Genomic DNA, 20255 nt, shown 5'->3' on the forward strand with positions numbered 1-20255 from the left:
TGGACGAGAGTCTAGTGGCAATGGCGGAGAGGACACACCCGTTCCCATCCCGAACACGGAAGTTAAGCTCTCCAGCGCCGATGGTACTTGGGCATGAGCCCCGGGAGAGTAGGTCGTCGCTAGGCTTTTCACTTTGGGGAGTCGCCAAGCGGTAAGGCAACGGACTTTGACTCCGTCATGCGAAGGTTCGATCCCTTCCTCCCCAGCCATACTTTTCAACTTGATTCTTTAATCAGGATCGTGGTATTCTAAATAAGCAATTTGCGGAAGTAGCTCAGCGGTAGAGCATCGCCTTGCCAAGGCGAGGGCCGCGGGTTCGATCCCCGTCTTCCGCTCCAATTTTCCTGTCTATTCGGGGCCCCCGCATAGCGTGACCCGGTGCTTGCACCGTGGCACGACTTGTACCCTGTGGGTGCAAGTCGCTAAGTGCAACTTTATGGGGTGTATCCGGGCCTATAGCTCAGTTGGTTAGAGCGGCCGGCTCATAACCGGTTGGTCCCAGGTTCGAGTCCTGGTGGGCCCACCAGCGAGTGTTGTATGAAATATCGGAGTTTAGCGCAGCTTGGTAGCGCGCCTCGCTTGGGACGAGGAGGTCGGGGGTTCAAATCCCTCAACTCCGACCATTTCTTTCCCAATAAACTTTTCCATTGCGGGCGTAGTTCAATGGTAGAACTCCAGCCTTCCAAGCTGGTCGCGTGGGTTCGATTCCCATCGCCCGCTCCACAGAAGAAAGACCCCTGATGGGGTCTTTTTTGTTTCCCAATCCCACAAAAGCAGATTCAGATTCGAATAAATTTGATGTAAGCGGCAAAAACCTCAGGAGATTGTTGTTCTTGACCGGTTTAACTTGTTTCAACAGGTTCCGCAACCGTTTGATTCAATTTGTCGTATGGTATAATGGACAAGTATTTTTAGATGGGATTTTGCAAAGGGTTTCGGTTTGAAAGGAGATATTCCATGAAACAGTGGTGGTATACGGTAGGCGGAGCGGCTGTTGGTGCCGCATTGGTCGGAGCGATTTGGTTCTTTCGTGCTGACGGTACGGTTCTTGCGACTGTTGGGGATCAAAAGATTACGCAGCAACAATTGCAAACCGAACTTGAAAAACTGGGCGGCAGCAGAGTGTTGCTCCAACTGATAAATGAACAAGTGGTGGAGCAGGCCGCCAAGAAAAACAAGATTGTTGTTTCGGATCAGGAAATCGAGCCCGAATTGGCAAGATTAAAAAAACAGTTTCCGTCAGAAGAACAATTCAAACAGTCATTGGAGATGGATGGAATCACGGTTGACCAATTAAAGGATCAGATTCGGTCCCATATCCTTCTGGTAAAGCTGGCCAGCAAGGATGTGCAGATCACCGAAGAAGATTTGAAGAAACATTACGAGGAACATGGAAAGGAATATGGTGAACAGGAGAAAGTAAAAGCCCGTCACATTCTGGTCGATACGGAAGAAGAGGCCAAAGCAATCCGGGATCGTCTGATCAAAGGGGAGGACTTTGCCAAATTGGCGAAAGAGAAATCCAAAGATCGGGTGTCTGCTGAAAAAGGCGGCGATTTGGGGTATTTTGAACAGGGTGTGATGGCACCCGAGTTTGATAAAGCGGCTTTCACATCCAAAGTGGGGGATCTGTCCGAACCGGTGAAAACCCAGTTTGGGTACCACATCATTCAGGTTGTGGAAAAGAAAGAGGCAAAAATACCTGCTTTTGAAGAAGTCCGATTTCAGATGGAACTGGGCGTGAGAAAGGAAAAGGGAATCCCAGCCGAACAATTGCTTCCCGAGCTTCATAAACAAGTCGACATTAAGATTTCTTCCGACCAATACAAAGATGTGCTCAATCAGCCATTGTTGCCTATTCAGTAGGGTGAGACCGATTTATAACCAAACGTAATATAGAATTAAAATTAATTCATCTTGAACCTGGTCGAACCCTCGCGAAAATTAAGTGATATTTTATTAAATGTTTGACATAATAAATAAGATCTTTATAATGGAAATAGGAAGCTTTTTTAACTGGGGGTTCGAAGAATGAAGATGACTTTGGGACAGAAGATAAAGGAGCTGCGTATCCGGAAAGGATTCACACAAAGTGAGTTAAGCGAAGGGCTTGTCACTCCCAGCATGATTAGTCAGATTGAATCTGACAAGGCGAATCCTTCCCATCAATTGTTGACTCAGATTGCGGAAAAGTTGGAAACGCCGATTGAATATTTCCTGACCGACGTGGAATCCCAGTTGGAAAAGATCAGTGCGTACAAACTCGCTCATGCGGTAATGCAAAAAGGGGATTACGAGGAAGCGATCACTTTGCTTTCCCAGATGGATGACGCACCCTCGACGCAAATTTCCGTCTTGGATATTCAATATGACCTTGCCTATTGTTACATGAGGATCGGGGAATTGGGAAAAGCTACTCAACTGTTTGAGGGGTGCCTGGATGCAGCCATTGTCAGCAAGGACCTGCTGCAAATGGTTCGGATCATGAACCAGTTGGGCTCCATTGCCATTGCCCAAAAGAATTACCCAATTGCCCTTCATTACCTGAAAAAAGCATATGACCTGGTCAAGAAAGAGATGGATTCCGATCCGTTCCTCATTGGGGATATTGCCTACCAATTGGGAAAAATACACAGTCAGGCTGCTGAGTGGGATCTGGCAAAGGAGTATTTTGAAGAGGCGTCCGCGGTCATGAAGGATTCTCATGATATCCGGCGAATTGCGGATGTATATCTGGAGCTGGCAAGAACCTATCGCGAGAGCGGGAACTTTGAACAGTCCCTGCATTATGCCCAATCCGCTTCCGGATTGTACCAGGCACTTGATGCGTTGCAAATAATCATTGAAGCCGAAGCCCAGACAGGAATAGTTCTTGGCGAAACGGGTGCCACCGATGCCGGCATCGAGGTTCTGGACCGCTGCATGACAATGTATGAGAATTACGGTTTCAAGAACAAAACCGGTTCTGTCCATGCGGCACTTGCCCGCGTTCTGTTTCAGGACAAGGAGTTTGAGAAAGCGATCCATCATTGTCAGAAAGCGCTTGAGTATACTGAGCCGGGCGATCTTGACAATGTAAGCATCTACCGGATGCTGGCAACAATTGAATTGGAGAGGGACAACTATCAGCAGGCTCTTCAGTGGATTGACAAAGCTGCGAAAATCGCTGAGAAGAATGGGGCGTCAGCGGAACTTGTCAAAGTGTTTGCCGTATACGGGGATATCTTCAAGAAGCAGGGCAAGTACAAAGAAGCGATGGAGTCGCTTGAAAAGATGAACAAAGCAATGGTTGAAGACCTGCGGGACCGCAAAGTGATGGTATAAATGTTACGCACCCAGGGAAGTGGCCTGTTCCTCCGAACGCCGCTTCCTTTCTTTTTGCAAAAGATCCTGTTTGATGCTGTTGGCCAATTTTCTGATGATCCAGCCAGCCAGGACCAAACCTGTTCCCAAAATGGACAGAACGAGTGCGTTCAGGAGCCGGAATTGCCAATCCTCCGCAGGCAAGAAAAAAGTGGTGCAAAGCAGAAAGACGGTCAAGAAAGAACCTGCGCTCATCGAGTACCATTTCCACTTGGGCTGAAACACGATACCAAAAGCAACCAGCCAGGCAGGTGAGAACAAAAAAAAGAAAACGGCCAGATAGAAGGAGAACAGGTTCAGAATCATAACCCATCCCACCATCGCATTCGACAAAATTACAAGTGAGCTTACCAAGGCGACCATCACCGTTTCCGAAATAAACTTCAGAACCGCTTTCTTCATCCCTATCCTCCCCACGGGTTTCCTATACATAAGTATGGGAAATTTATGGGAATATTAATCCTTTTTGGGGAAGTTCAACCGATTCAAACAATTTGTCTTTCTTTTCTTGCTTTCTATTGTCTGATACAATGGTAAAGCATTCAAGTTTGAAAGGGTTTCATGGGAGGAATCGGGATGCAACTGAATAAGCTTCGTGGTGACAAGACTTTGGAACAATTGTTTGAAGCCGTTCTGGCGCTGCAAACAGTTGAAGAATGCTACCAATTCTTTGATGATCTGGCCACTGTCAATGAGATACAATCCCTGGCACAACGTTTGGAAGTGGCCCGCATGCTGCGGAAAGGGCATACCTACAGCCAAATTGAAGCGGAGACGGGGGCCAGTACCGCAACCATCAGCCGTGTAAAACGATGTCTTAATTATGGCACGGACGGGTACACCTTGATCCTGGACCGACTGAATAAATGAGCGCACTGCAACATCCCTGGAGTACCTGGCGGCATGTGGTCAAACTGGATCCGGACAAGGAAATCGGAAATGATGAGCTGATTGAGTTGGGGCGTTCCGGAACGGATGCAGTGCTGGTCGGTGGCACACAGGGGATCACATATGAAAAATCGTTTCTGTTAATCAAGCGACTCCACCAGTTTGCACCTGACCTATGCGTATGGCAGGAAATATCCGATCAACACGCGGTAGTCCAGGAGGTTGACGGCTTTGCCATTCCGGTCGTACTGAATGCGGGATCTGCTGAATGGATCATCGGGCGCCATATCGATGCATTGGAGCGATTCGGGTCCATGGTCCCATGGCAGCGGGTGGTCCCGGAAGGATATGTGATTCTGAATCCGGAGGCAGCAGCGGCCCGGTTAACCGGTGCTTTATGTTCCTTGTCACCGGCGAAGGTAATCGCCTACGTGATGGCAGCTGAAAGGATTCTGGGAATGAGCACCATCTATCTGGAGTATAGCGGTATCTATGGGGACCCAAAGCTGATACGACAGGTGCGGCAGATCAGCGGTGCCCACCTCGTGTACGGCGGCGGGATCGATTCGGTGGAAAAGGCCGTTGAAATGGCGGAGATAGTGGATACGATCGTGGTTGGAAACGCAATCTACGACAAAGGAATTGACCTTGTAAGGGAAACTGTGCTTGCAGTACGAAGCCTAGACTTGTAAATCAAAACCCCGACATACGGTGGTATCTTGCACCTGCACCCCGTCATGACGGGGTTTTTGCTTGAGACGGAGTATTGGTATGCAATCGGTGGCTGGAATGCAAAAGTAAAACGGCCCACAACGACGGATGGTTCGCCATGGACCGTTACGCGGTCAACAAGTTATTGTTTCCTTATTGTGAAATTAATTTGAACACGTCTTGGAAAGTGACAATCACCATCAGGCCCAACAGGAACAGAATCCCAATCAGATTGATGGAAGCTTCTTTCTCCAAAGGAATTCTCTTTCCGCCACGAAGTCCCTCGAGGATCAGGAACATCAATCTTCCTCCGTCCAGACCGGGGATCGGCACAAGGTTCAAGACAGCCAGGTTGACTGACAACAGGGCCATGATATACAGATAGTTGGGGAGGCCTGCTTCCGAAGCTTTACCGGTAATCTGAATGATGCCTACAGGCCCGGCCATATCCTTGAAAGCAAACTGTCCGGTAATCAATTTCCCAAAGCCGTCAACCGTCAGATAGGTCAGAAAGCCTGTATGTTTGACCGCTTCGATGGTATTGGGAACAACGCCGCCAAATTGCTGGTAAACCGGGGTTCCACCGATGCTGATTCCTACCATGGGAGGCTTGTTCCCTTCCCGGACGGGAGTCAGCTGCAGATCCACCGTATTGGAATCGCGAAGTACTTGAAGGGAGACCAGCTTTCCTTCATTGGCCTGAATTTCTTTGGTAAAGTCTTCTTGGGTAACGATTTTCTTGCCGTTAATCGTGAGCAGGACGTCATTCTCACGCAGACCGGCTTTCTCTGCCGGTGAGCCACTGACCACCCCTGCCACGTAAACATTCTTGATCTTGTCGGTAGGCAGCCCGTAGAAATTGATCAGCAGGGCCAAGATGGCAATGGCACCGAGAAAGTTCATGATCACACCGGCGACAATTACCAGCATCCTGGCAGCAAGCGGCCGGTTATTGAAGTTATCCGGAGCGCTGGCCGCTTCCGGATTATCCTCGCCAAGCATTTTTACGTATCCGCCGATCGGGATCCAGTTCAGCCGGTAAAGGGTTTGTCCCCGTCTGAACTTGACCAGCGGACTTCCGAACCCTACTGCGAATTCTTCAACTCTGACTCCTGTGGCCCGCGCTGCCCAGAAATGTCCCAACTCATGAATGAAAATCAGGATCCCCAGGGCAAGCAACGCCATAAGTATATTCATTGGTTTGACTTCACTCCTTATCGAGTCTAGGGTGGACTCCGTTGATTCAATCTATGCACCATGCAAGATGGACATTCTGGCAAGAATTATATACGGTTAATAGTATACCATATGAGGGGGTGAGATGTATGGCTGCTGTCACACTGCGAATAGTGCCTTGCAGCAACAGACAAGAAATGGACAAAATCGTGGAAGCGGTAAAGGCACGGTTGGCGGCAGGAGAGCGGGTGGAGCTTGAGACCTGCTTGCATACTCCGAAATTGAGATCCCCTGTATACCAAACAGCAAGAAATTACGGCGGCATAATCAAAGTGGTTCTTCAGTTGGGTGAAATTGACCGTAAGTTGAAAATCCCCACTTATGCGGAAGATGTGGATCAGATTGAGGTCTCGGGCAACACGGTTGTTGACGAGGATGCAGCAGAATTCTTCCGTCGACACGAAAAGAACCTGATCAATGACCCGGTGAAGGTATTCAGGGACTTGCAGCAAAGCGGTCACCTGCTTCGCTATATACCGGAATACAAAGGGGCTATCGGTCTTGACCAGCACAGTCCCTATCACACGTACAGTGTTTTCGATCATATAATGGAAGCCACCGCCTATGTGGCGGGCACAAACCTGAAAATGGTCTGGTCCGTGCTGCTGCATGACATCGGCAAAGGGTATCCAGGCATCAAGCAATTCCTTGGCGTTGTAGTTGAACCATATGCATCCTATTCGAAAAAAGACCGTGTGGTGATTGAGAATGGCGAGCGGATCCGCGAAGGACTTGATTCGGGAGAATCCTACAGGGTAAACGGGGAGGCAATCCCCAAGCAGTATATCAGGACCGATCTCGTAGGACATTTCTACGACCATGAGAATGTAGGCGCACAGCTGGCGTTGCGAATACTCCCAAGAATCGGCTATACAACGGAGTTTGCCCATGAGGTCGCCGCACTTGTCCAACTGCACATGACGATGCCGCGGGATATGGACACGATCGCACCCAACGTGTTAAAAAAATGGTATGCCAAAGTGGGGCGGTATGCGTCCGATTTGATGATGATCCGGATGGCGGATGACAAAGGAAAATAAATGGGGTTCCCGGGCAGGACTGGGACCTTTTTTTGTTGAACTAATAATGCTACAATGAAATGTAACGCGAACGTTTGTTTGTGTCAATATAGATACAGGCGGTGGAGAAATGATTTCAACCGGTAACTCGGAAGCGATCCTGCAGGGACTGAATCCTGAGCAAAAGAAAGCAGTGCTGCACAAGGATGGCCCGTTGCTGATTCTGGCCGGTGCCGGATCAGGCAAGACCAGCACATTAACCAGGCGCATGGCGTATTTGATCCATGAACACCGGGCGGCACCCTGGTCGATCCTGGCCATCACCTTTACCAACAAAGCGGCCAGGGAAATGAAGCAACGGGTTGAAAAATGGGTCGGCTCCGCTGCGGAAGACATGTGGGTATCCACGTTCCATTCCATGTGTGTCCGAATCCTGCGCCGGGAAATTGAGAAAATCGGCTACACCTCTTCTTTCACCATTCTGGATTCGGCAGACCAGTTGACTGCCATCAAGCAATGCCTGTCCGATCTGAATCTCGATCCGAAGAAGTTCGAGCCGAGGTCCATCCTGGCCTCCGTTTCCGGAGCCAAGAACCGCCTGCAAGGCCCGCAGGCGTTTGCCAAACATGCGAAGGGATTGTTTGAACAGGTTGCGGCACAGGTCTACGAACGGTATCAGAAATTGCTAAGATCCAACAACTCATTGGATTTTGACGATCTGATCATGAAAACGGTGGAGCTGCTGGAAACGGATCCGGCAACACTTGAATATTACCAGAAGCGATTTCAATATATTCATGTGGACGAATATCAGGATACGAACCATGCCCAGTACAAGCTGATCAAACTGCTGGCGGGGAAACATCGCAACCTTTGTGTGGTGGGCGATTCGGATCAGTCGATCTATGGCTGGCGGGGAGCGGACATCTGGAACATCCTGAACTTTGAGAAGGATTATCCGGATGCGACTGTCATTAAACTGGAGCAGAATTACCGCTCCACAAAAAGGATTCTGGCTGCGGCAAACTCGGTAATCGAGAACAATACCCAACGGAAAGCGAAAAATCTCTGGTCGGAAAAGCCGGACGGAGAGCAGATTGTGCTGCACCGTGCCATGAATGAGCATGAAGAAGCGTACTTCATTGTCGACCAGATTCACAAGGCGCTTGATGAAGGGTTCAGCTACCGGGATTGTGCGGTTCTGTACCGAACCAATGCCCAGTCCCGGGTTCTGGAAGAAGTCATGCTCAAGTCCTCGATTCCTTATTCGATTGTCGGCGGCATTCGCTTCTACGAACGGAAGGAAATCAAGGATGTCCTTGCCTATCTGCGCTTGATTGCCAATTGGAACGACGATATTTCCCTGACCCGTATCATCAACGTGCCCAAACGCGGAATTGGGGACGGCACGCTGGATAAGATCCGCAACTATGCGGCATCACAGGGAGTCTCAATGTTTACCGCCATGATGGAAGTGGAACAGATCGGGTTATCGGGGAAGATTAAGAAGGCGATTCAGGATTTCGTGTTGATGATCCGGAACCTGGCGACACAACAGCAATACCTGTCCGTTACGGAACTGACGGAAGAGATGCTGAAGATGTCGGGGTACAGGGCCGAACTGAAGGCTGAGAAGACAATTGAGGCGGAAACCCGGCTCGAGAACCTGGACGAGTTCCTGTCTGTCACCCAGGAGTTCGAGCAACGCTATCCCGGTGAAGGATTGATCTCCTTCCTGACAGACGTTGCTTTGGTGGCGGATGTGGATTCGGTGACCGGAGATGCGGACTCTGTCATTCTGATGACCCTGCATTCGGCCAAGGGGCTTGAGTTTCCCATCGTGTTTCTGGCCGGGATGGAAGAAGGGGTCTTCCCCCACAGCAGAACACTGGATGATCCGGACGAGATGGAGGAAGAGCGGCGGTTATGTTATGTAGGGATTACGCGTGCGGAGGAGAGACTGTTCCTGACGACCTGCTTCAGCCGGACGTTGTTCGGGCAAACCCGCATGAATGCGGAGTCCCGTTTCCTGAAGGAAATTCCGCAAGAACTGGTTGAAGAGTTCGGAGCTGCCCGTTCCGCAAGAACGGCGGGAGGGTTTGCCGGAGTCTCACGGGGAGGATATGCATCCAGTGCCGGATATGGAACCAACACTGCCGGCGTCACCAGAACGCCCAGAACCGGCAGTATCGGAACGCATATTCCGAAAGGTTTCGGGGCCGATTTGTCGATTGCTTGGGAGATTGGCGACAAGGTAAGGCACAGGTCCTGGGGAGATGGTACAATCATTGAAACAACAGGTGATGGGGAAGACCTGGAGTTGACCGTTCAGTTTGCTCCGCCGACCGGTGTACGCAAACTGCTTGCCAAGTTTGCTCCTATCACCAAAGAATAGGGCTTGAATCCTATAAAACCAAGTCATTAAAGCGGGAATGTTGGAGGTAACTGCATGTCGCGCGAACAGGCAATTGCAAGAATCGATGAACTGAGATCCATCATCAAGCAGCATGATTACAATTACTATGTCCTTGATCGGCCCACCATCAGTGACGTTGAATATGACAAGCTGATGCGGGAACTGATTGCACTCGAAGTTGAACATCCTGACCTGATCACGCCTGATTCCCCCACACAACGTGTGGGAGGTATGGTGCTGGAAGGATTTGAGAAGGTAACGCACCGGACACCCATGCTGTCACTTTCCAACGCCTTTGGTCCGGATGAACTGAGGGATTTTGATCGCAGGGTGAGATCTCTGGTTCCCGGAGAAACATTCGGTTATGTTGCGGAATTGAAGATTGATGGACTCGCTGTGTCCCTCCTCTATGAGAACGGTGTTTTCGTTCGGGGCGCTACCCGCGGGGACGGGGAAGTGGGTGAAGATATCACGGCCAACCTCAAGACAATCAAGGCGCTGCCGCTGGTGCTTCCACGCCCCCTGACCATGGAGGTTCGGGGGGAAGCGTATCTGCCGAAACGGGAATTTGAAAGGATCAACCAGGAACGGGACGAGGCGGGGGAGCCGCCTTTTGCCAATCCGAGAAACGCAGCTGCCGGTTCCCTTCGCCAGTTGGATCCGCGTATTGTGGCCGGCCGCAACCTGTCGATTTTTGCATATGGAATCGGATTGATGGAAGGGGAGACTGTCACGTCCCATGCAGAGGCGCTAAACCTGCTGCATGATCTGGGGTTCAAAGTCAACCCGGAGCGACGGGTATTGGCGGACATTGAAGAGGTAATTGAATTCGTTCAATCCTGGACGGCAGAGCGGAGGGCGTCTTTGCCCTATGAAATTGACGGAATCGTGGTCAAGGTCAATCAAACGCAATTGTATCCCCGACTCGGGACGACGGCCAAGAGTCCACGTTGGGCCGTTGCCTACAAGTTTGCCGCCGAACAAGCGGAAACAACCCTGAGTGATATAATTGTCAATGTAGGACGCACCGGAGCCGTAACACCGACGGCAATTCTGGACCCTGTACGGCTGGCCGGAACCACCGTTTCCCGGGCGACCCTGCACAATGAAGATATTATCCGCGAATTGGGAGTCATGATTGGCGATACGGTAGTAGTGCAAAAAGCGGGGGACATCATCCCCGAGATCGTGCGAGTGGTAACAGAGCGAAGAACCGGCGACGAAAAGCCGTTTCAGATGCCTACCCATTGTCCGGAATGCAATGCGGAGCTGATCCGTTTCCCCGGGGAAGTGGCGCTCCGCTGCATCAACCCGCAATGTCCCGCACACAATCGGGAAGGGATCATTCACTTTGTTTCACGGGACGCGATGAATATTGACGGATTAGGGGAACAGATTGTAACCCAGTTGTTTGATAAAGGGTTGGTCCGTGACCCCGGTGATCTGTATTATCTGACAATGGACCATCTGCTTCCGCTTGAACGAATGGGGAAGAAATCGGCACAGAATCTGTTGGATTCCATTGAGAAATCAAAAAGCAATTCGGTGGAGCGGCTGATATTTGGCCTGGGGATCCGGTTCGTCGGGGAGAAAGCCGCCAAGGTACTGGCGGATTATTTCGATACTCTTGATAACCTGATGAAAGCTGCAACAGATGAACTGGTGGCCGTTCCGGAAATCGGTCCCAAGATGGCGGAGTCCATAAGGGAATTCTTTGAGCAGGACAGCGCCCGTCAGGTTATCGAAAAGCTGCGGACCGCAGGAGTGAATTTTGCATACCAGCGTCCGGTGGTTCTCGCGGCGGAAGATTCGCCATTTCTGGGGAAGACTTTTGTACTGACCGGAACTCTTTCATCGCTGGACCGCAAAGAGGCAGGCCGCCTGATTGAACAGAGGGGCGGTAAGGTAGCGGGATCTGTGTCGAAAAATACGGATTATGTGATTGCAGGCGAAAAGGCCGGTTCCAAGTTGAACAAAGCAAGGGAACTGGGCGTGGAAATATTGGACGAGGAGACGTTCCTGTCATGGCTGCAATAACAAAAAAAAACCACCTGAGAGGTGGTCAACGGGGAGATTACTTCTTGGCGGTTGCTTTCTTGGCAGCCGCTTTTTTTGCAGTGGACTTGGAGTTGGCTGTTGCAACTTTCTTGGTTGCTGTCTTAGTCGCAGTGGCCTTCTTGGTGGTTGCAGCAGTCTTCTTGTCCGCCGAGGTTTTCTTAGTACTGGTTGATTTGGCGGCCGGTTTCAGTGCAACAACCTTTGTTGCGGAAGATTTATTTGCGGTTTCGGCCTTCCTCGATGCAGTGGATTTGGTCGCGGTTTTTGCAGCAGATTTGGTCGGTGTCGTTTTCACAGCAGAAGAAGCTTCTTTCTTCGTAGTCGCTTTCTTTGTAACTGCCATTATTTGGTCACACCTCCTACCCCATTATTCGTCGGCTGGGAGGTGTTCACCTTTTTCTGGAAGGAAATAATTTATGTATAAGACATGCCCTCCTTCTGTTATCACCTTCTATCTTTTTTTGCTGTTTTGAAATTTGTTTGAGAACAATATGAGTGTCCCTGTAGCCACAGAGGCATTAATAAATACTATATTTTGGGGGATGGATAAAGTTGGATTCAGCTGAGCATATATAAGATGACATGAAAGAAGGGAGGATATTATGCATCTAAGTACCCGCAATCAACTGAAAGCGACGGTAAGGTCTGTTGAGCAGCAGGTGTATGGACGACTGATGTGCGGAAAGCCCACCGGGTTGCCCACGCATTGGAAGCCGGAACTGTTTGGGTAAACTGTTACAATGCGTTTGACGCAGCCGTTCCGTTTGGAGGTTATAAACAATCCGGCTTCGGACGTGAAATGGGAAGCTATGCGCTTGAATTGTACACCCAGGTTAAAGCGGTCTGAATGAATGTTGAATAATCAAATCTCGATGAACCTCCCCGTTCCGGTTGGAACGGGGTTATTCTCAATGAAGACGGTGTTCCGATCGTGAGGACGTTTCACTTTTTAGAATCTCAGCCACATAAGTGTGATAGCGGTTGTAAAGAGCCTTCCCAAAGAGGACGACAAAAAAATTCAGTTCTTGATCAAAAAGCTGCGCAAACGTTTTTCCAACAGTCCAACTGACATCTTCATCAGAGGAATTGTCAACAGCCTCCGCGTAAACGTGGAGACGGGACAGTAGTCCTTCCAGAACGACCGGTCCGGTTGGACTGGATGTGGCCGTATTTTTAAATAGTTCATAGTAGGCGTCGAGAATGGCATTCCTCTTTGGACTATCACCGAGAGTGACGGTAGTTATATAATCGACCGCAAATGCCCGTAAAAAAATGATTTCAAAGTAGGCTCTGTCGGTCAGAAGACCGTCCAGTATTTTTTGCAATCTCACAATTATGTCGCGGGTATCTTCCAGTGAAGAGAGAACAAATTGCAGAAGAATGCTGCCTTTTTCAATGACTTCGACTTCATTTTCAGTCGTCATGCCAGTCCCTCCTTGATTGGCTTTAACCCGACAGGATTATGACGGGATGGGATGGGTGCGCCAATGAGTCAAGAATTTGGTTACGTTTTCAGGTTGGGGAGTATGAAGCAATTCTGTCGGAGAACCCTGTGCGGCTATTTGTCCATTGATTAAAACAACGGCTCGATGAGTCAGCCGCTCTATATCGCGAAAGTCATGACTTACAAGAACGGCGGTGGTTTCGGTTGTACGCAGAATTTCAGCCAGATCTTCACGCAGAGATTCTTTTGTAGGAGCGTCCAATGCCGAAAACGGTTCATCCAGGAACAACACTTCCGGTTCAAGAACGAAAGCCCGGGCCAAGCTGGCCCTCTGCGCTTCCCCACCGGACAGGGAACGCGCATACTGTTTCTCAAGATGGGCAATCCCGAAACGGTCAAGCCAATTTTTTACACGAGGCTGAATCTCGCGTTTTGGCACCCCGCGTATTTTTAATCCTGCAGCCACATTTTCGAATACGGATGTGTTGAACAGCAGCGGTTCCTGAAAGACGATTGCGATTTGGCGCCGGAGGTTAAGCGGAACTTTGCCTGCAATCGATTTGCCTTGAAAATGGATCAATCCTGAGGACGGCCGTTCCAAGAAGGAGAGGATTTTTAGCAGACTGCTTTTTCCGGAACCGTTGGGCCCCACCAGCCCGACCAATTCCCCTTTTTTCAAATGAAAATCGATTCCCTGCAGAATCACTTTATCGCCCTGCTGCCAATGAATGTCTTGTGCGGTCAACAAAGTGCTACACCCCCCGTTGTTTCTGCTGCAGAAGTGTTAACCACAAGGTTACGAGGTACGCCAACAGGATGAGGATGACACTTAAAGCAATTGCCACATCAAAATTGCCTTTTGACACTTCCATGACTGTTGCAGTGGTCAGTACGCGTGTCTGTCCTTTGACATTGCCGCCCACCATCATGGAGGCTCCCACCTCGGAGACGACAGCTCCGAAGCCTGCAATCACAGCAGCCAGGAGAGAGAAGCGAGCCTCTTTTACAAGAAACCAGAGATATTGGATTCTTGTGGTTCCCAGCGCTTTAATCTGAAGACGCAATTTCGGATCTATTTGTTGAATCGCTGCTGCCGTTAATCCGATGATAATGGGGGAAGCGATCAAGGCTTGCGCAACCACTATGGCGTAAGGTGTATACAGCATTTTAAGCCAGCCAAGCGGTCCGGAGCGCCAGAGGAAAATCGTCACCCAAAGGCCGACAACTACAGGAGGCATCCCCATACTGGTATTCACCACGCTCATGAGGAATCGCCGTCCCGGAAATTGTGTTAAAGCCAAAAGGGTTCCCAACGGAACCCCAATTGCCAGACTGATCAAAGTTGCCGTGCCGGATACCTGAAGAGTCAAAAGGGTAATCTTAAACACTTCAGGGTCTCCGGTGATCAACATATGGAAGGCTTTCTTAAGTCCTTCCCAGATTAATTCCATGATGTCACGTCCTTACTTGCCGATGTCTTCTTCTTTCTTGCCTGCATCCGGGAAGAAGAGGGATTGCCCGTACTTGTCTTTGCCGAAGTCCCCGATTTTTTTCTGTGTATCCGGATTGATCAGGTAGTCAACAAACGCTTTGGCCCCGTCCTTGTTGACTTTTGAAAATTTCTCCGGATTCACCTGCATCACATGATAAATGTTCAAAAGCGATTTTTCCCCTTCGACAAGAATGTCCAGTTTCAGGTTCTTTTTCGTGGCCAGATATGTAGCACGGTCGGTCAGTGTGTATCCGCCTTTTTCAGATGCGACATTGAGAGTTTGGCCCATACCGGAACCGCTTTCCTGGTACCAGGCGCCTTTCGGTTCGATTTTTGCTTGCTTCCACAACGACTTTTCCATCTTGTGCGTGCCTGAATCGTCACCGCGGGAAACGAAAATGGACTGGCTGTCTGCAATGGCCTTCAATGCTTCGGCAGCTGTTTTCTTCCCTTTGATCTTCGCCGGATCAGCAGAGGGTCCGACAATCACAAAATCGTTGTGCATCACAAGTTGGTAGTTGGTGACATCTTTATTGTCAACCAATTTCTTTTCGGAGGATGGTGCGTGTGTCAGCAGAACATCGGCTTCGCCTTTTTCTCCCATTGTAAGTGCTTGACCGGTACCTACCGCAATGGTTTTGATCTTGTATCCGGTTTTCTTTTCGAAGTCCGGTACCAGTACGTCAAGCAAACCGCTGTCCTGCGTACTGGTTGTGGTTGCGAGGATGACATCCGGATTAGACGGTTTGGCTGGTTGGGCAGCCGGTGTTTCAGGTGCTTTCGGAGCTGCAGTGCCACAACCGGCAAGCATCAGCACAGCAGCTGATGCAGCAAGAAAGTTGCGTACTCGTGAAAAGCTTTTGTTCATGTTAGTTCCCCTTTCCATATCTATAAAAGTTTTTGTATTTTTTCATGTAAAAAACTGTCAGGCAAATGACATGATGGTACCCGTGAGAGAAGTGTCGTAACCCGCTTGACTTCGAACCGCATTGTGAAAAGCGGGAGAGCGCAAAACTGACAGGATCTGCTGCCATTCCGGGGAGCGGGTCGTTTCCCCCAAACAAACAAGATCGTACCTTTCATGGAACAGGGGTGCAAAATCGAGTCCCATCCGAATGGCGGCGGCCTGCACCCCGATTCCCCCATCTGCTTCTCCGTTGGCAATGCGGCAGGCGACGCCGAAATGGGTACTTTCTTCAATTTCGTATCCTTCAATGGCCGCCGGTGAAATGCCGGATGAACGCAGGTACGAATCGAGTCGCAGGCGTGTTCCGGATCCTTTTTGCCGGTTGACGAATCGAAGGCCGCGTTTGGCAATATCTTCCCAGGTTTGAAGTTTTAGCGGATTGCCGGGCTGCACAATCCACCCTTGTACGCGTTGAACCAAATTCACAACGGTGATAGGTTCGCCGGGGAGAATGTATTGAATAAACGGCAGGTTGTATTCTTCGGTTTTGTCATCCCAGAGGTGTACGCCTGCAATATCCGCTTTTCGCTTATAGAGAGCGATCAATCCTTCCATGCTTCCTGTAAAAGAAGAGGAAAGAGAGATTGGGACGGCAGAGTGCTTCAAAAACTCGATGAGCAGTTCAAGAATCGGATCGTGGCTGCCGATAAAACGCAAACCTTGGAGAACGGATGCGGGAAACTCATCCTTGGCGGACGATGTTCCAATCGGCCGAGTTTCTTGGGGGTTCCCCCGGAGATAGCGATCAAGTGAATCCGGGTCGATTCGAAGTTGGCGGCCAATTTTTTGCGCCGGAAGTTTCCCCCGCTTGACCAGCTCGTAGAGGGTGTATTTAGAAATCTTAAGGATTTGGGCCGCTTCTTCAGCTGTTAAAGGCGCCTTACCGGTCATGGGCTACCTCCTTTTCCAGAGAACTATTTTCAGTTTATGTGAATGCGAAATTGGAGTCAATCAGTTTTGTTTGGTTTAGTTGGTTTTGGTTTGGTTTAGTTGGTGTAAGTGTAATAGTTTACTTGACTGTTTCGGCCGGTGAGGGCATGTTAGAAAACGAACCGACAACCGTTTTAAAGCGGATTCGTTTTTATCTGGGCCGAACCCTAAAACACAAACAGCCCCCTTGTGAATTTGCAGAGCAGATACCACTGTCCGGCCATGCTCAACACCATCACCGGAATCCACCACCGCTTTTTCTCCAGCAGCAATCCCCAAATTACAAACAGCGGAAAGATCACAATCACGAACCGCGGGATGCTGTAAAAATAAGAGTGCTGCACGCTGGGAGACAACAGGGGCACAATGGCGGCAGCACCTGCATACAACAGGTAACTCCGGCGCATGCGAAGGCGCTCTTTCCATAACGACACAAGAAGCAATATCAGTTCCCAATAAACGGCAAACATTTCAATCTTACGGTTTACTCTCGGCCACCCCGTGCGGGGTCTGTCAAAAACATCCAATGTTCCCTGCCACAAGGTCTGCCACGGCCACATAAAGCTCCGGCCCCAATGTTTCTGGGCATGAACAAACCCGAGAGGATCCCCGATCCGTCCCCATAATAGCAACATGTAGCTTGCAATCCCCAGAGGAATCAATGAAATCCACAACAAGTCGCTCCGAATTTCCCTCCATTGAAACTTTCGTGCTGCCAAGTACTCATAGATGTATGGCAGTGCCAGAAGAATCCCCGTGTTCCGCGTCAAGGATGCAAGGAAACCGAAGGCGCCTGCCCACACCCATTTTCCCTGCCGGAGGGTATAGAAGCATCCGACCGTCCACAGGAGAAACAACGACTCCGTATAAGCGGCGGAAAAATAAAACGAGGTAGGAAACCCTATCAAAAGCAAGCCGGTCGTGAAAACCACCCGGGCTGAATAATCCTTCGCCAGAAGACGCACAAGTAAGTATAAAGCGAATAAAAAAGCTGCATTGGAGATAAACAGTCCGGCAGCATTGTAGGACAGGCCCGCCCCATCATGCAACAACCGTATCAGATATGGGTACAAAGGGAAAAAAGCTGCCGGCTGCTCATAATTGTATCCTTCCCTGGCAATTCGGACATACCATAGAGAATCCCAACGAACAAAGTTGTCCAGCAGGGCAAATTGCAAAAATCCGACCCCTTCGGGAATTGAAACAAATCTGCGGACAAACACTAAACTTCCACAGACCACGATGAATTTATGTGCGAGAAAAAGCGCAAAAGTATAAAGCCAAGCTTGTCGCCGGGTCACGTTGTTCACCTCATTCGCCAGATACACAGGAGGGCACCGATGATAAGTATCATCATACCCACTTATAATGAGAAAGCTAACATTCCCATTTTGTCCCGTCGCATTCGCGGGGCGCTGAACGGGGAAGCGTACGAGGTAATTTTTGTGGATGACAGTACGGATGATACGCCGGCTGTTCTTGCAGAGATAAGCGGACGGTATCCGGAATTCCGCTATATTCACCGCGAGCGGGAAACAGGGTTGGCCACCGCAGTGATTCGGGGGTTTGAAGAGGCGAAAGGGGAGATTCTTGCGGTTATGGATGCCGACCTGCAGCATCCGCCCGAGCTTCTGACGGAGATGCTGGCCAGTATCCAGCGGGGTGCCGAACTGGTTTTGCCCAGCCGCTTCCTGAGCGGTGGCGGAGATAAAGGCCTCCGGTTCCACAGGAAAGTGGTGGCCAAAGGGGCGCGTCTGATCGCGCAGCTTGCCCTGAAGCGGGTACGCAGGGTGACGGATCCAATGAGCGGTTTTTTTATGCTTCGCAGGCATGTTTTGCATGGAATTGAATGGAATCCCATCGGTTGGAAAATCTTAATAGAGATCCTGGTCAAAGGGCAGTATTCCTCTGTGGCCGAAATTCCCTATGAGTTTCAACAGCGTCAAGGTGAGCAATCAAAAATGAGTCTGCGAGAACAGATCAATTATTTGCGGCATGTGTATCGTCTTGTCAGGAACAGCCCGGAAGACCGGCGGCTGTTTATGTTCCTGCTGGTGGGGCTGTCGGGTGTGGCTGTCAATCTGTTTAGTTTTGGGATTCTGTATTCGATAACTCGTTTCTCCGCTTTGTGGTCAGGCTTTCTCTCATCTTTGTTTGCCATGACTTCCAACTTTCTGCTGAACGATACGTTTACGTGGCCAGGGGACAAGCTGGGATCAGCAATCGTTAGATACATCAAATACGTTCTGATCTCCACAGTTGGAATCGGGGTGAATCTTGTGACCTTGTATCTTTTGCACTCAAGGTTTGGCGTGAATGCTCTGGCATCCAACGCGATCGGAATTGCGGTTGCCACCGGATGGAACTTCGGGATGAACAGCATATGGACCTGGCGGGAGGCGCTTAGACATGTCAGAATTTAACGTAATTGTGATGGCAGGAGGCAAAGGGGAGCGATTCTGGCCGCTTAGCCGGACGCAGTGGCCCAAGCAATTTTTGACGATTGCCGGAAACCGGTCGATGCTGCAGATGACGGTAGACCGTCTGCGCAAACTGGTTCCGTTGGATAAGATCCACGTGGTTACCAATTCCAACTACCGAAATCTTGTACTGCTGCAACTGCCGGAACTGCCTGAAGCGAATATCCTGCTGGAGCCGGTCGGACGGGACACAGCCGCCTGCATCGGGCTGGCCGCTTACAAGATTGCCGCCTTGTATCCGGACAGCGAACTGTTGATTGTTCCGGCAGATCATTATGTGGAAGATGAAAGGGAATTTGTCCGAAGCATTGAAAAAGGGCGCAGTGTGCTAAGGGCTACCCGAGGCATTGTAACCATGGGGATTAAACCTACGTATCCAGAAACGGGGTACGGGTATATGCAGGTGTCGCTCCGGGATGAGGACCGTTTTTTCTCGTCGTTCAAGGTGGAGCGCTTCCTGGAGAAGCCCAACCGGGAAACGGCCGAATACTTTATTGACCAGCCGGATTATTTCTGGAACAGCGGGATGTTCCTGTGGCATACGGATACGATCAGAGACATGATTGGCCGATTTTTGCCCGACTTGTACAAGGGTTTGGAAACCATCCGCCCGGCTCTCGGCACAAAGAACGAGCAAGCGGTGCTGGAGCAGGTGTATCCCCGGCTGCCGGCCATCTCCATCGATTATGGCGTTATGGAAAAAGCGGACAACATCCGGATGGTCCCCTGCGATTTCCGTTGGAACGATGTGGGCAGCTGGGGGGCTTTGGAGAAAATCTCACAGCGCGACATGCACGACAATGTGATTCAGGGAAACGTGGTGAATCTCGACACCTATGACTGCATCATTCACAGCAAAGGGAACAAGCTGATCGCCACGTTGGGAATCCAGGACATCATTATCGTGGACACGGAAGACATTACACTGGTGTGCTCCAAGTACCGGTCCCAGCATATCAAAGAGCTGATCAAGGAATTGAAGAGGCAGAAGATGGAGGCGTATCTGTGAGGAACTTGTCCGTATCCATGGCACACCCCCTTTTGCTTCCAGTTCAATGCAGGAAACAAAAAGGGAGGGTGTCCGGGTTACTTGCCGCGGATGAATTGCCGCACGCTTTGGCGGTAGCGGGGACGGACCCGCACAAATCGATATCTGGCCGAATACCTTCCAAGGTAAAAGAAAACAGGAATGGAAATGAGTGCAAGAGCCAGTTCCACCTTCATTTGGTCGCCCTCCTCCTCAGACACGGG

General features: G+C 50.1%; 19 protein-coding genes, 5 tRNA genes, 1 rRNA gene and 1 pseudogene. 17 read left to right on the plus strand and 9 right to left on the minus strand.

Features of this window, described 5'->3' with window-relative positions:
• Window positions 1–10: 10 nt before the first annotated feature.
• From rrf to EFBL_RS14805, 8 genes are all read left to right on the plus strand, one after another.
• Window positions 11–125, plus strand: a 5S ribosomal RNA gene (gene rrf / locus EFBL_RS14765).
• A 9-nt stretch (window positions 126–134) separates the two neighbouring features.
• A tRNA-Gln gene (locus EFBL_RS14770) sits at window positions 135–209 on the plus strand.
• Between the two features lie 54 nt (window positions 210–263).
• A tRNA-Gly gene (locus EFBL_RS14775) sits at window positions 264–338 on the plus strand.
• A 111-nt stretch (window positions 339–449) separates the two neighbouring features.
• Window positions 450–526, plus strand: a tRNA-Ile gene (locus tag EFBL_RS14780).
• Between the two features lie 20 nt (window positions 527–546).
• Window positions 547–623: transfer RNA gene (locus tag EFBL_RS14785), tRNA-Pro, on the plus strand.
• 26 nt (window positions 624–649) lie between these two features.
• Window positions 650–723, plus strand: a tRNA-Gly gene (locus EFBL_RS14790).
• 234 nt (window positions 724–957) lie between these two features.
• Window positions 958–1866 (plus strand): peptidylprolyl isomerase, encoded by a 909-nt coding sequence (locus tag EFBL_RS14800; protein WP_165912409.1) that lies wholly within the window; start codon window positions 958–960, stop codon window positions 1864–1866.
• A 165-nt stretch (window positions 1867–2031) separates the two neighbouring features.
• A complete protein-coding gene (locus tag EFBL_RS14805; RefSeq protein ID WP_096182860.1) occupies window positions 2032–3324 on the plus strand; it encodes a helix-turn-helix domain-containing protein in 1293 nt (430 codons plus the stop codon).
• Window positions 3325–3327: 3 nt separating this feature from the next.
• Here EFBL_RS14805 and EFBL_RS14810 read toward each other — a convergent pair whose 3' ends face one another.
• Window positions 3328–3765, minus strand: a complete 438-nt coding sequence (locus EFBL_RS14810; RefSeq protein WP_096182861.1) for a hypothetical protein — start codon at window positions 3763–3765, stop codon at window positions 3328–3330.
• 174 nt (window positions 3766–3939) lie between these two features.
• Between EFBL_RS14810 and EFBL_RS14815 the strand changes: the two genes are divergently transcribed.
• Together EFBL_RS14815 and EFBL_RS14820 are read left to right on the plus strand one after the other, a co-directional pair.
• Entirely contained in the window at window positions 3940–4233 is a 294-nt protein-coding gene (locus tag EFBL_RS14815; protein ID WP_096182862.1) for a YerC/YecD family TrpR-related protein, read from the plus strand.
• Window positions 4230–4943: a geranylgeranylglyceryl/heptaprenylglyceryl phosphate synthase gene (locus tag EFBL_RS14820; protein ID WP_096182863.1), complete on the plus strand. Its 714-nt coding sequence runs from the start codon at window positions 4230–4232 to the stop codon at window positions 4941–4943. The genes EFBL_RS14815 and EFBL_RS14820 overlap by 4 nt, the downstream gene beginning before the upstream one ends.
• Before the next feature lie 172 nt (window positions 4944–5115).
• Here EFBL_RS14820 and rseP read toward each other — a convergent pair whose 3' ends face one another.
• Complete coding sequence (rseP, locus tag EFBL_RS14825; RefSeq protein ID WP_096182864.1) at window positions 5116–6159, minus strand: RIP metalloprotease RseP; 1044 nt, start codon at window positions 6157–6159, stop codon at window positions 5116–5118.
• Between the two features lie 128 nt (window positions 6160–6287).
• On the opposite strand from rseP, the gene EFBL_RS14830 reads away from it, so the two are divergent.
• The 5 genes and pseudogenes from EFBL_RS14830 to EFBL_RS14850 form a co-directional block, all read left to right on the plus strand.
• Window positions 6288–7238: a hypothetical protein gene (locus EFBL_RS14830; RefSeq protein ID WP_096182865.1), complete on the plus strand. Its 951-nt coding sequence runs from the start codon at window positions 6288–6290 to the stop codon at window positions 7236–7238.
• Between the two features lie 109 nt (window positions 7239–7347).
• Window positions 7348–9612 carry a DNA helicase PcrA gene (pcrA, locus tag EFBL_RS14835; RefSeq protein ID WP_096182866.1) on the plus strand — a complete coding sequence of 755 codons (2265 nt, stop codon included), beginning with the start codon at window positions 7348–7350 and terminating at the stop codon, window positions 9610–9612.
• Between the two features lie 54 nt (window positions 9613–9666).
• Entirely contained in the window at window positions 9667–11670 is a 2004-nt protein-coding gene (gene ligA, locus EFBL_RS14840; protein WP_096182867.1) for an NAD-dependent DNA ligase LigA, read from the plus strand.
• The gene (locus EFBL_RS20360; RefSeq protein ID WP_131927623.1) at window positions 11658–12104 is read left to right on the plus strand and encodes a hypothetical protein; all 447 of its coding nucleotides are present in this window, start codon (window positions 11658–11660) and stop codon (window positions 12102–12104) included. The genes ligA and EFBL_RS20360 overlap by 13 nt, the downstream gene beginning before the upstream one ends.
• Window positions 12105–12343: 239 nt before the next feature.
• Window positions 12344–12538: pseudogene (locus EFBL_RS14850) on the plus strand (aldehyde dehydrogenase family protein); the annotation flags it as partial.
• 61 nt (window positions 12539–12599) lie between these two features.
• On the opposite strand, the gene EFBL_RS14855 reads toward EFBL_RS14850, so the two are convergent.
• From EFBL_RS14855 to EFBL_RS14880, 6 genes are all read right to left on the minus strand, one after another.
• Window positions 12600–13115 carry a hypothetical protein gene (locus EFBL_RS14855; protein WP_096182869.1) on the minus strand — a complete coding sequence of 172 codons (516 nt, stop codon included), beginning with the start codon at window positions 13113–13115 and terminating at the stop codon, window positions 12600–12602.
• A gap of 36 nt (window positions 13116–13151) precedes the next feature.
• On the minus strand, window positions 13152–13883 hold the full coding sequence (locus EFBL_RS14860; RefSeq protein ID WP_096182870.1) for an ABC transporter ATP-binding protein: 732 nt from the start codon (window positions 13881–13883) through the stop codon (window positions 13152–13154).
• A 4-nt stretch (window positions 13884–13887) separates the two neighbouring features.
• Window positions 13888–14586: an ABC transporter permease gene (locus EFBL_RS14865; protein WP_096182871.1), complete on the minus strand. Its 699-nt coding sequence runs from the start codon at window positions 14584–14586 to the stop codon at window positions 13888–13890.
• Window positions 14587–14598: 12 nt separating this feature from the next.
• Complete coding sequence (locus EFBL_RS14870; protein WP_096182872.1) at window positions 14599–15495, minus strand: ABC transporter substrate-binding protein; 897 nt, start codon at window positions 15493–15495, stop codon at window positions 14599–14601.
• A gap of 57 nt (window positions 15496–15552) precedes the next feature.
• On the minus strand, window positions 15553–16485 hold the full coding sequence (locus EFBL_RS14875; RefSeq protein WP_096182873.1) for a substrate-binding domain-containing protein: 933 nt from the start codon (window positions 16483–16485) through the stop codon (window positions 15553–15555).
• Window positions 16486–16691: 206 nt separating this feature from the next.
• Window positions 16692–17825, minus strand: coding sequence for a mannosyltransferase family protein (locus tag EFBL_RS14880; protein ID WP_165912410.1), 1134 nt, complete (start codon window positions 17823–17825; stop codon window positions 16692–16694).
• A 39-nt stretch (window positions 17826–17864) separates the two neighbouring features.
• On the opposite strand from EFBL_RS14880, the gene EFBL_RS14885 reads away from it, so the two are divergent.
• Both EFBL_RS14885 and EFBL_RS14890 read left to right on the plus strand, forming a co-directional pair.
• Complete coding sequence (locus EFBL_RS14885; protein WP_096182874.1) at window positions 17865–18947, plus strand: glycosyltransferase; 1083 nt, start codon at window positions 17865–17867, stop codon at window positions 18945–18947.
• Window positions 18934–20013, plus strand: a complete 1080-nt coding sequence (locus EFBL_RS14890) for a mannose-1-phosphate guanylyltransferase (protein WP_096182875.1) — start codon at window positions 18934–18936, stop codon at window positions 20011–20013. The genes EFBL_RS14885 and EFBL_RS14890 overlap by 14 nt, the downstream gene beginning before the upstream one ends.
• A 77-nt stretch (window positions 20014–20090) precedes the next feature.
• On the opposite strand, the gene EFBL_RS20650 is transcribed toward EFBL_RS14890, so the two are convergent.
• Window positions 20091–20228 carry a hypothetical protein gene (locus tag EFBL_RS20650; protein ID WP_165912411.1) on the minus strand — a complete coding sequence of 46 codons (138 nt, stop codon included), beginning with the start codon at window positions 20226–20228 and terminating at the stop codon, window positions 20091–20093.
• Window positions 20229–20255: the final 27 nt, after the last annotated feature.

It is taken from the genome of Effusibacillus lacus (genome assembly GCF_002335525.1).
Lineage (GTDB): Bacteria > Bacillota > Bacilli > Tumebacillales > Effusibacillaceae > Effusibacillus > Effusibacillus lacus.

Coding starts and splice junctions, on each gene's coding strand:
- EFBL_RS20650 (WP_165912411.1), bottom strand. CDS start 20,228: ATGAAGGTGGAACTGGCTCTTGCACTCATTTCCATTCCTGTTTTCTTT.
- EFBL_RS14885 (WP_096182874.1), top strand. CDS start 17,865: ATGATAAGTATCATCATACCCACTTATAATGAGAAAGCTAACATTCCC.
- pcrA (WP_096182866.1), top strand. CDS start 7,348: ATGATTTCAACCGGTAACTCGGAAGCGATCCTGCAGGGACTGAATCCT.
- EFBL_RS14855 (WP_096182869.1), bottom strand. CDS start 13,115: ATGACGACTGAAAATGAAGTCGAAGTCATTGAAAAAGGCAGCATTCTT.
- EFBL_RS14815 (WP_096182862.1), top strand. CDS start 3,940: ATGCAACTGAATAAGCTTCGTGGTGACAAGACTTTGGAACAATTGTTT.
- EFBL_RS14830 (WP_096182865.1), top strand. CDS start 6,288: ATGGCTGCTGTCACACTGCGAATAGTGCCTTGCAGCAACAGACAAGAA.
- EFBL_RS14875 (WP_096182873.1), bottom strand. CDS start 16,485: ATGACCGGTAAGGCGCCTTTAACAGCTGAAGAAGCGGCCCAAATCCTT.
- EFBL_RS14800 (WP_165912409.1), top strand. CDS start 958: ATGAAACAGTGGTGGTATACGGTAGGCGGAGCGGCTGTTGGTGCCGCA.
- EFBL_RS14870 (WP_096182872.1), bottom strand. CDS start 15,495: ATGAACAAAAGCTTTTCACGAGTACGCAACTTTCTTGCTGCATCAGCT.
- EFBL_RS14820 (WP_096182863.1), top strand. CDS start 4,230: ATGAGCGCACTGCAACATCCCTGGAGTACCTGGCGGCATGTGGTCAAA.
- EFBL_RS14805 (WP_096182860.1), top strand. CDS start 2,032: ATGAAGATGACTTTGGGACAGAAGATAAAGGAGCTGCGTATCCGGAAA.
- rseP (WP_096182864.1), bottom strand. CDS start 6,159: ATGAATATACTTATGGCGTTGCTTGCCCTGGGGATCCTGATTTTCATT.
- EFBL_RS20360 (WP_131927623.1), top strand. CDS start 11,658: ATGGCTGCAATAACAAAAAAAAACCACCTGAGAGGTGGTCAACGGGGA.
- ligA (WP_096182867.1), top strand. CDS start 9,667: ATGTCGCGCGAACAGGCAATTGCAAGAATCGATGAACTGAGATCCATC.
- EFBL_RS14865 (WP_096182871.1), bottom strand. CDS start 14,586: ATGGAATTAATCTGGGAAGGACTTAAGAAAGCCTTCCATATGTTGATC.
- EFBL_RS14890 (WP_096182875.1), top strand. CDS start 18,934: ATGTCAGAATTTAACGTAATTGTGATGGCAGGAGGCAAAGGGGAGCGA.
- EFBL_RS14810 (WP_096182861.1), bottom strand. CDS start 3,765: ATGAAGAAAGCGGTTCTGAAGTTTATTTCGGAAACGGTGATGGTCGCC.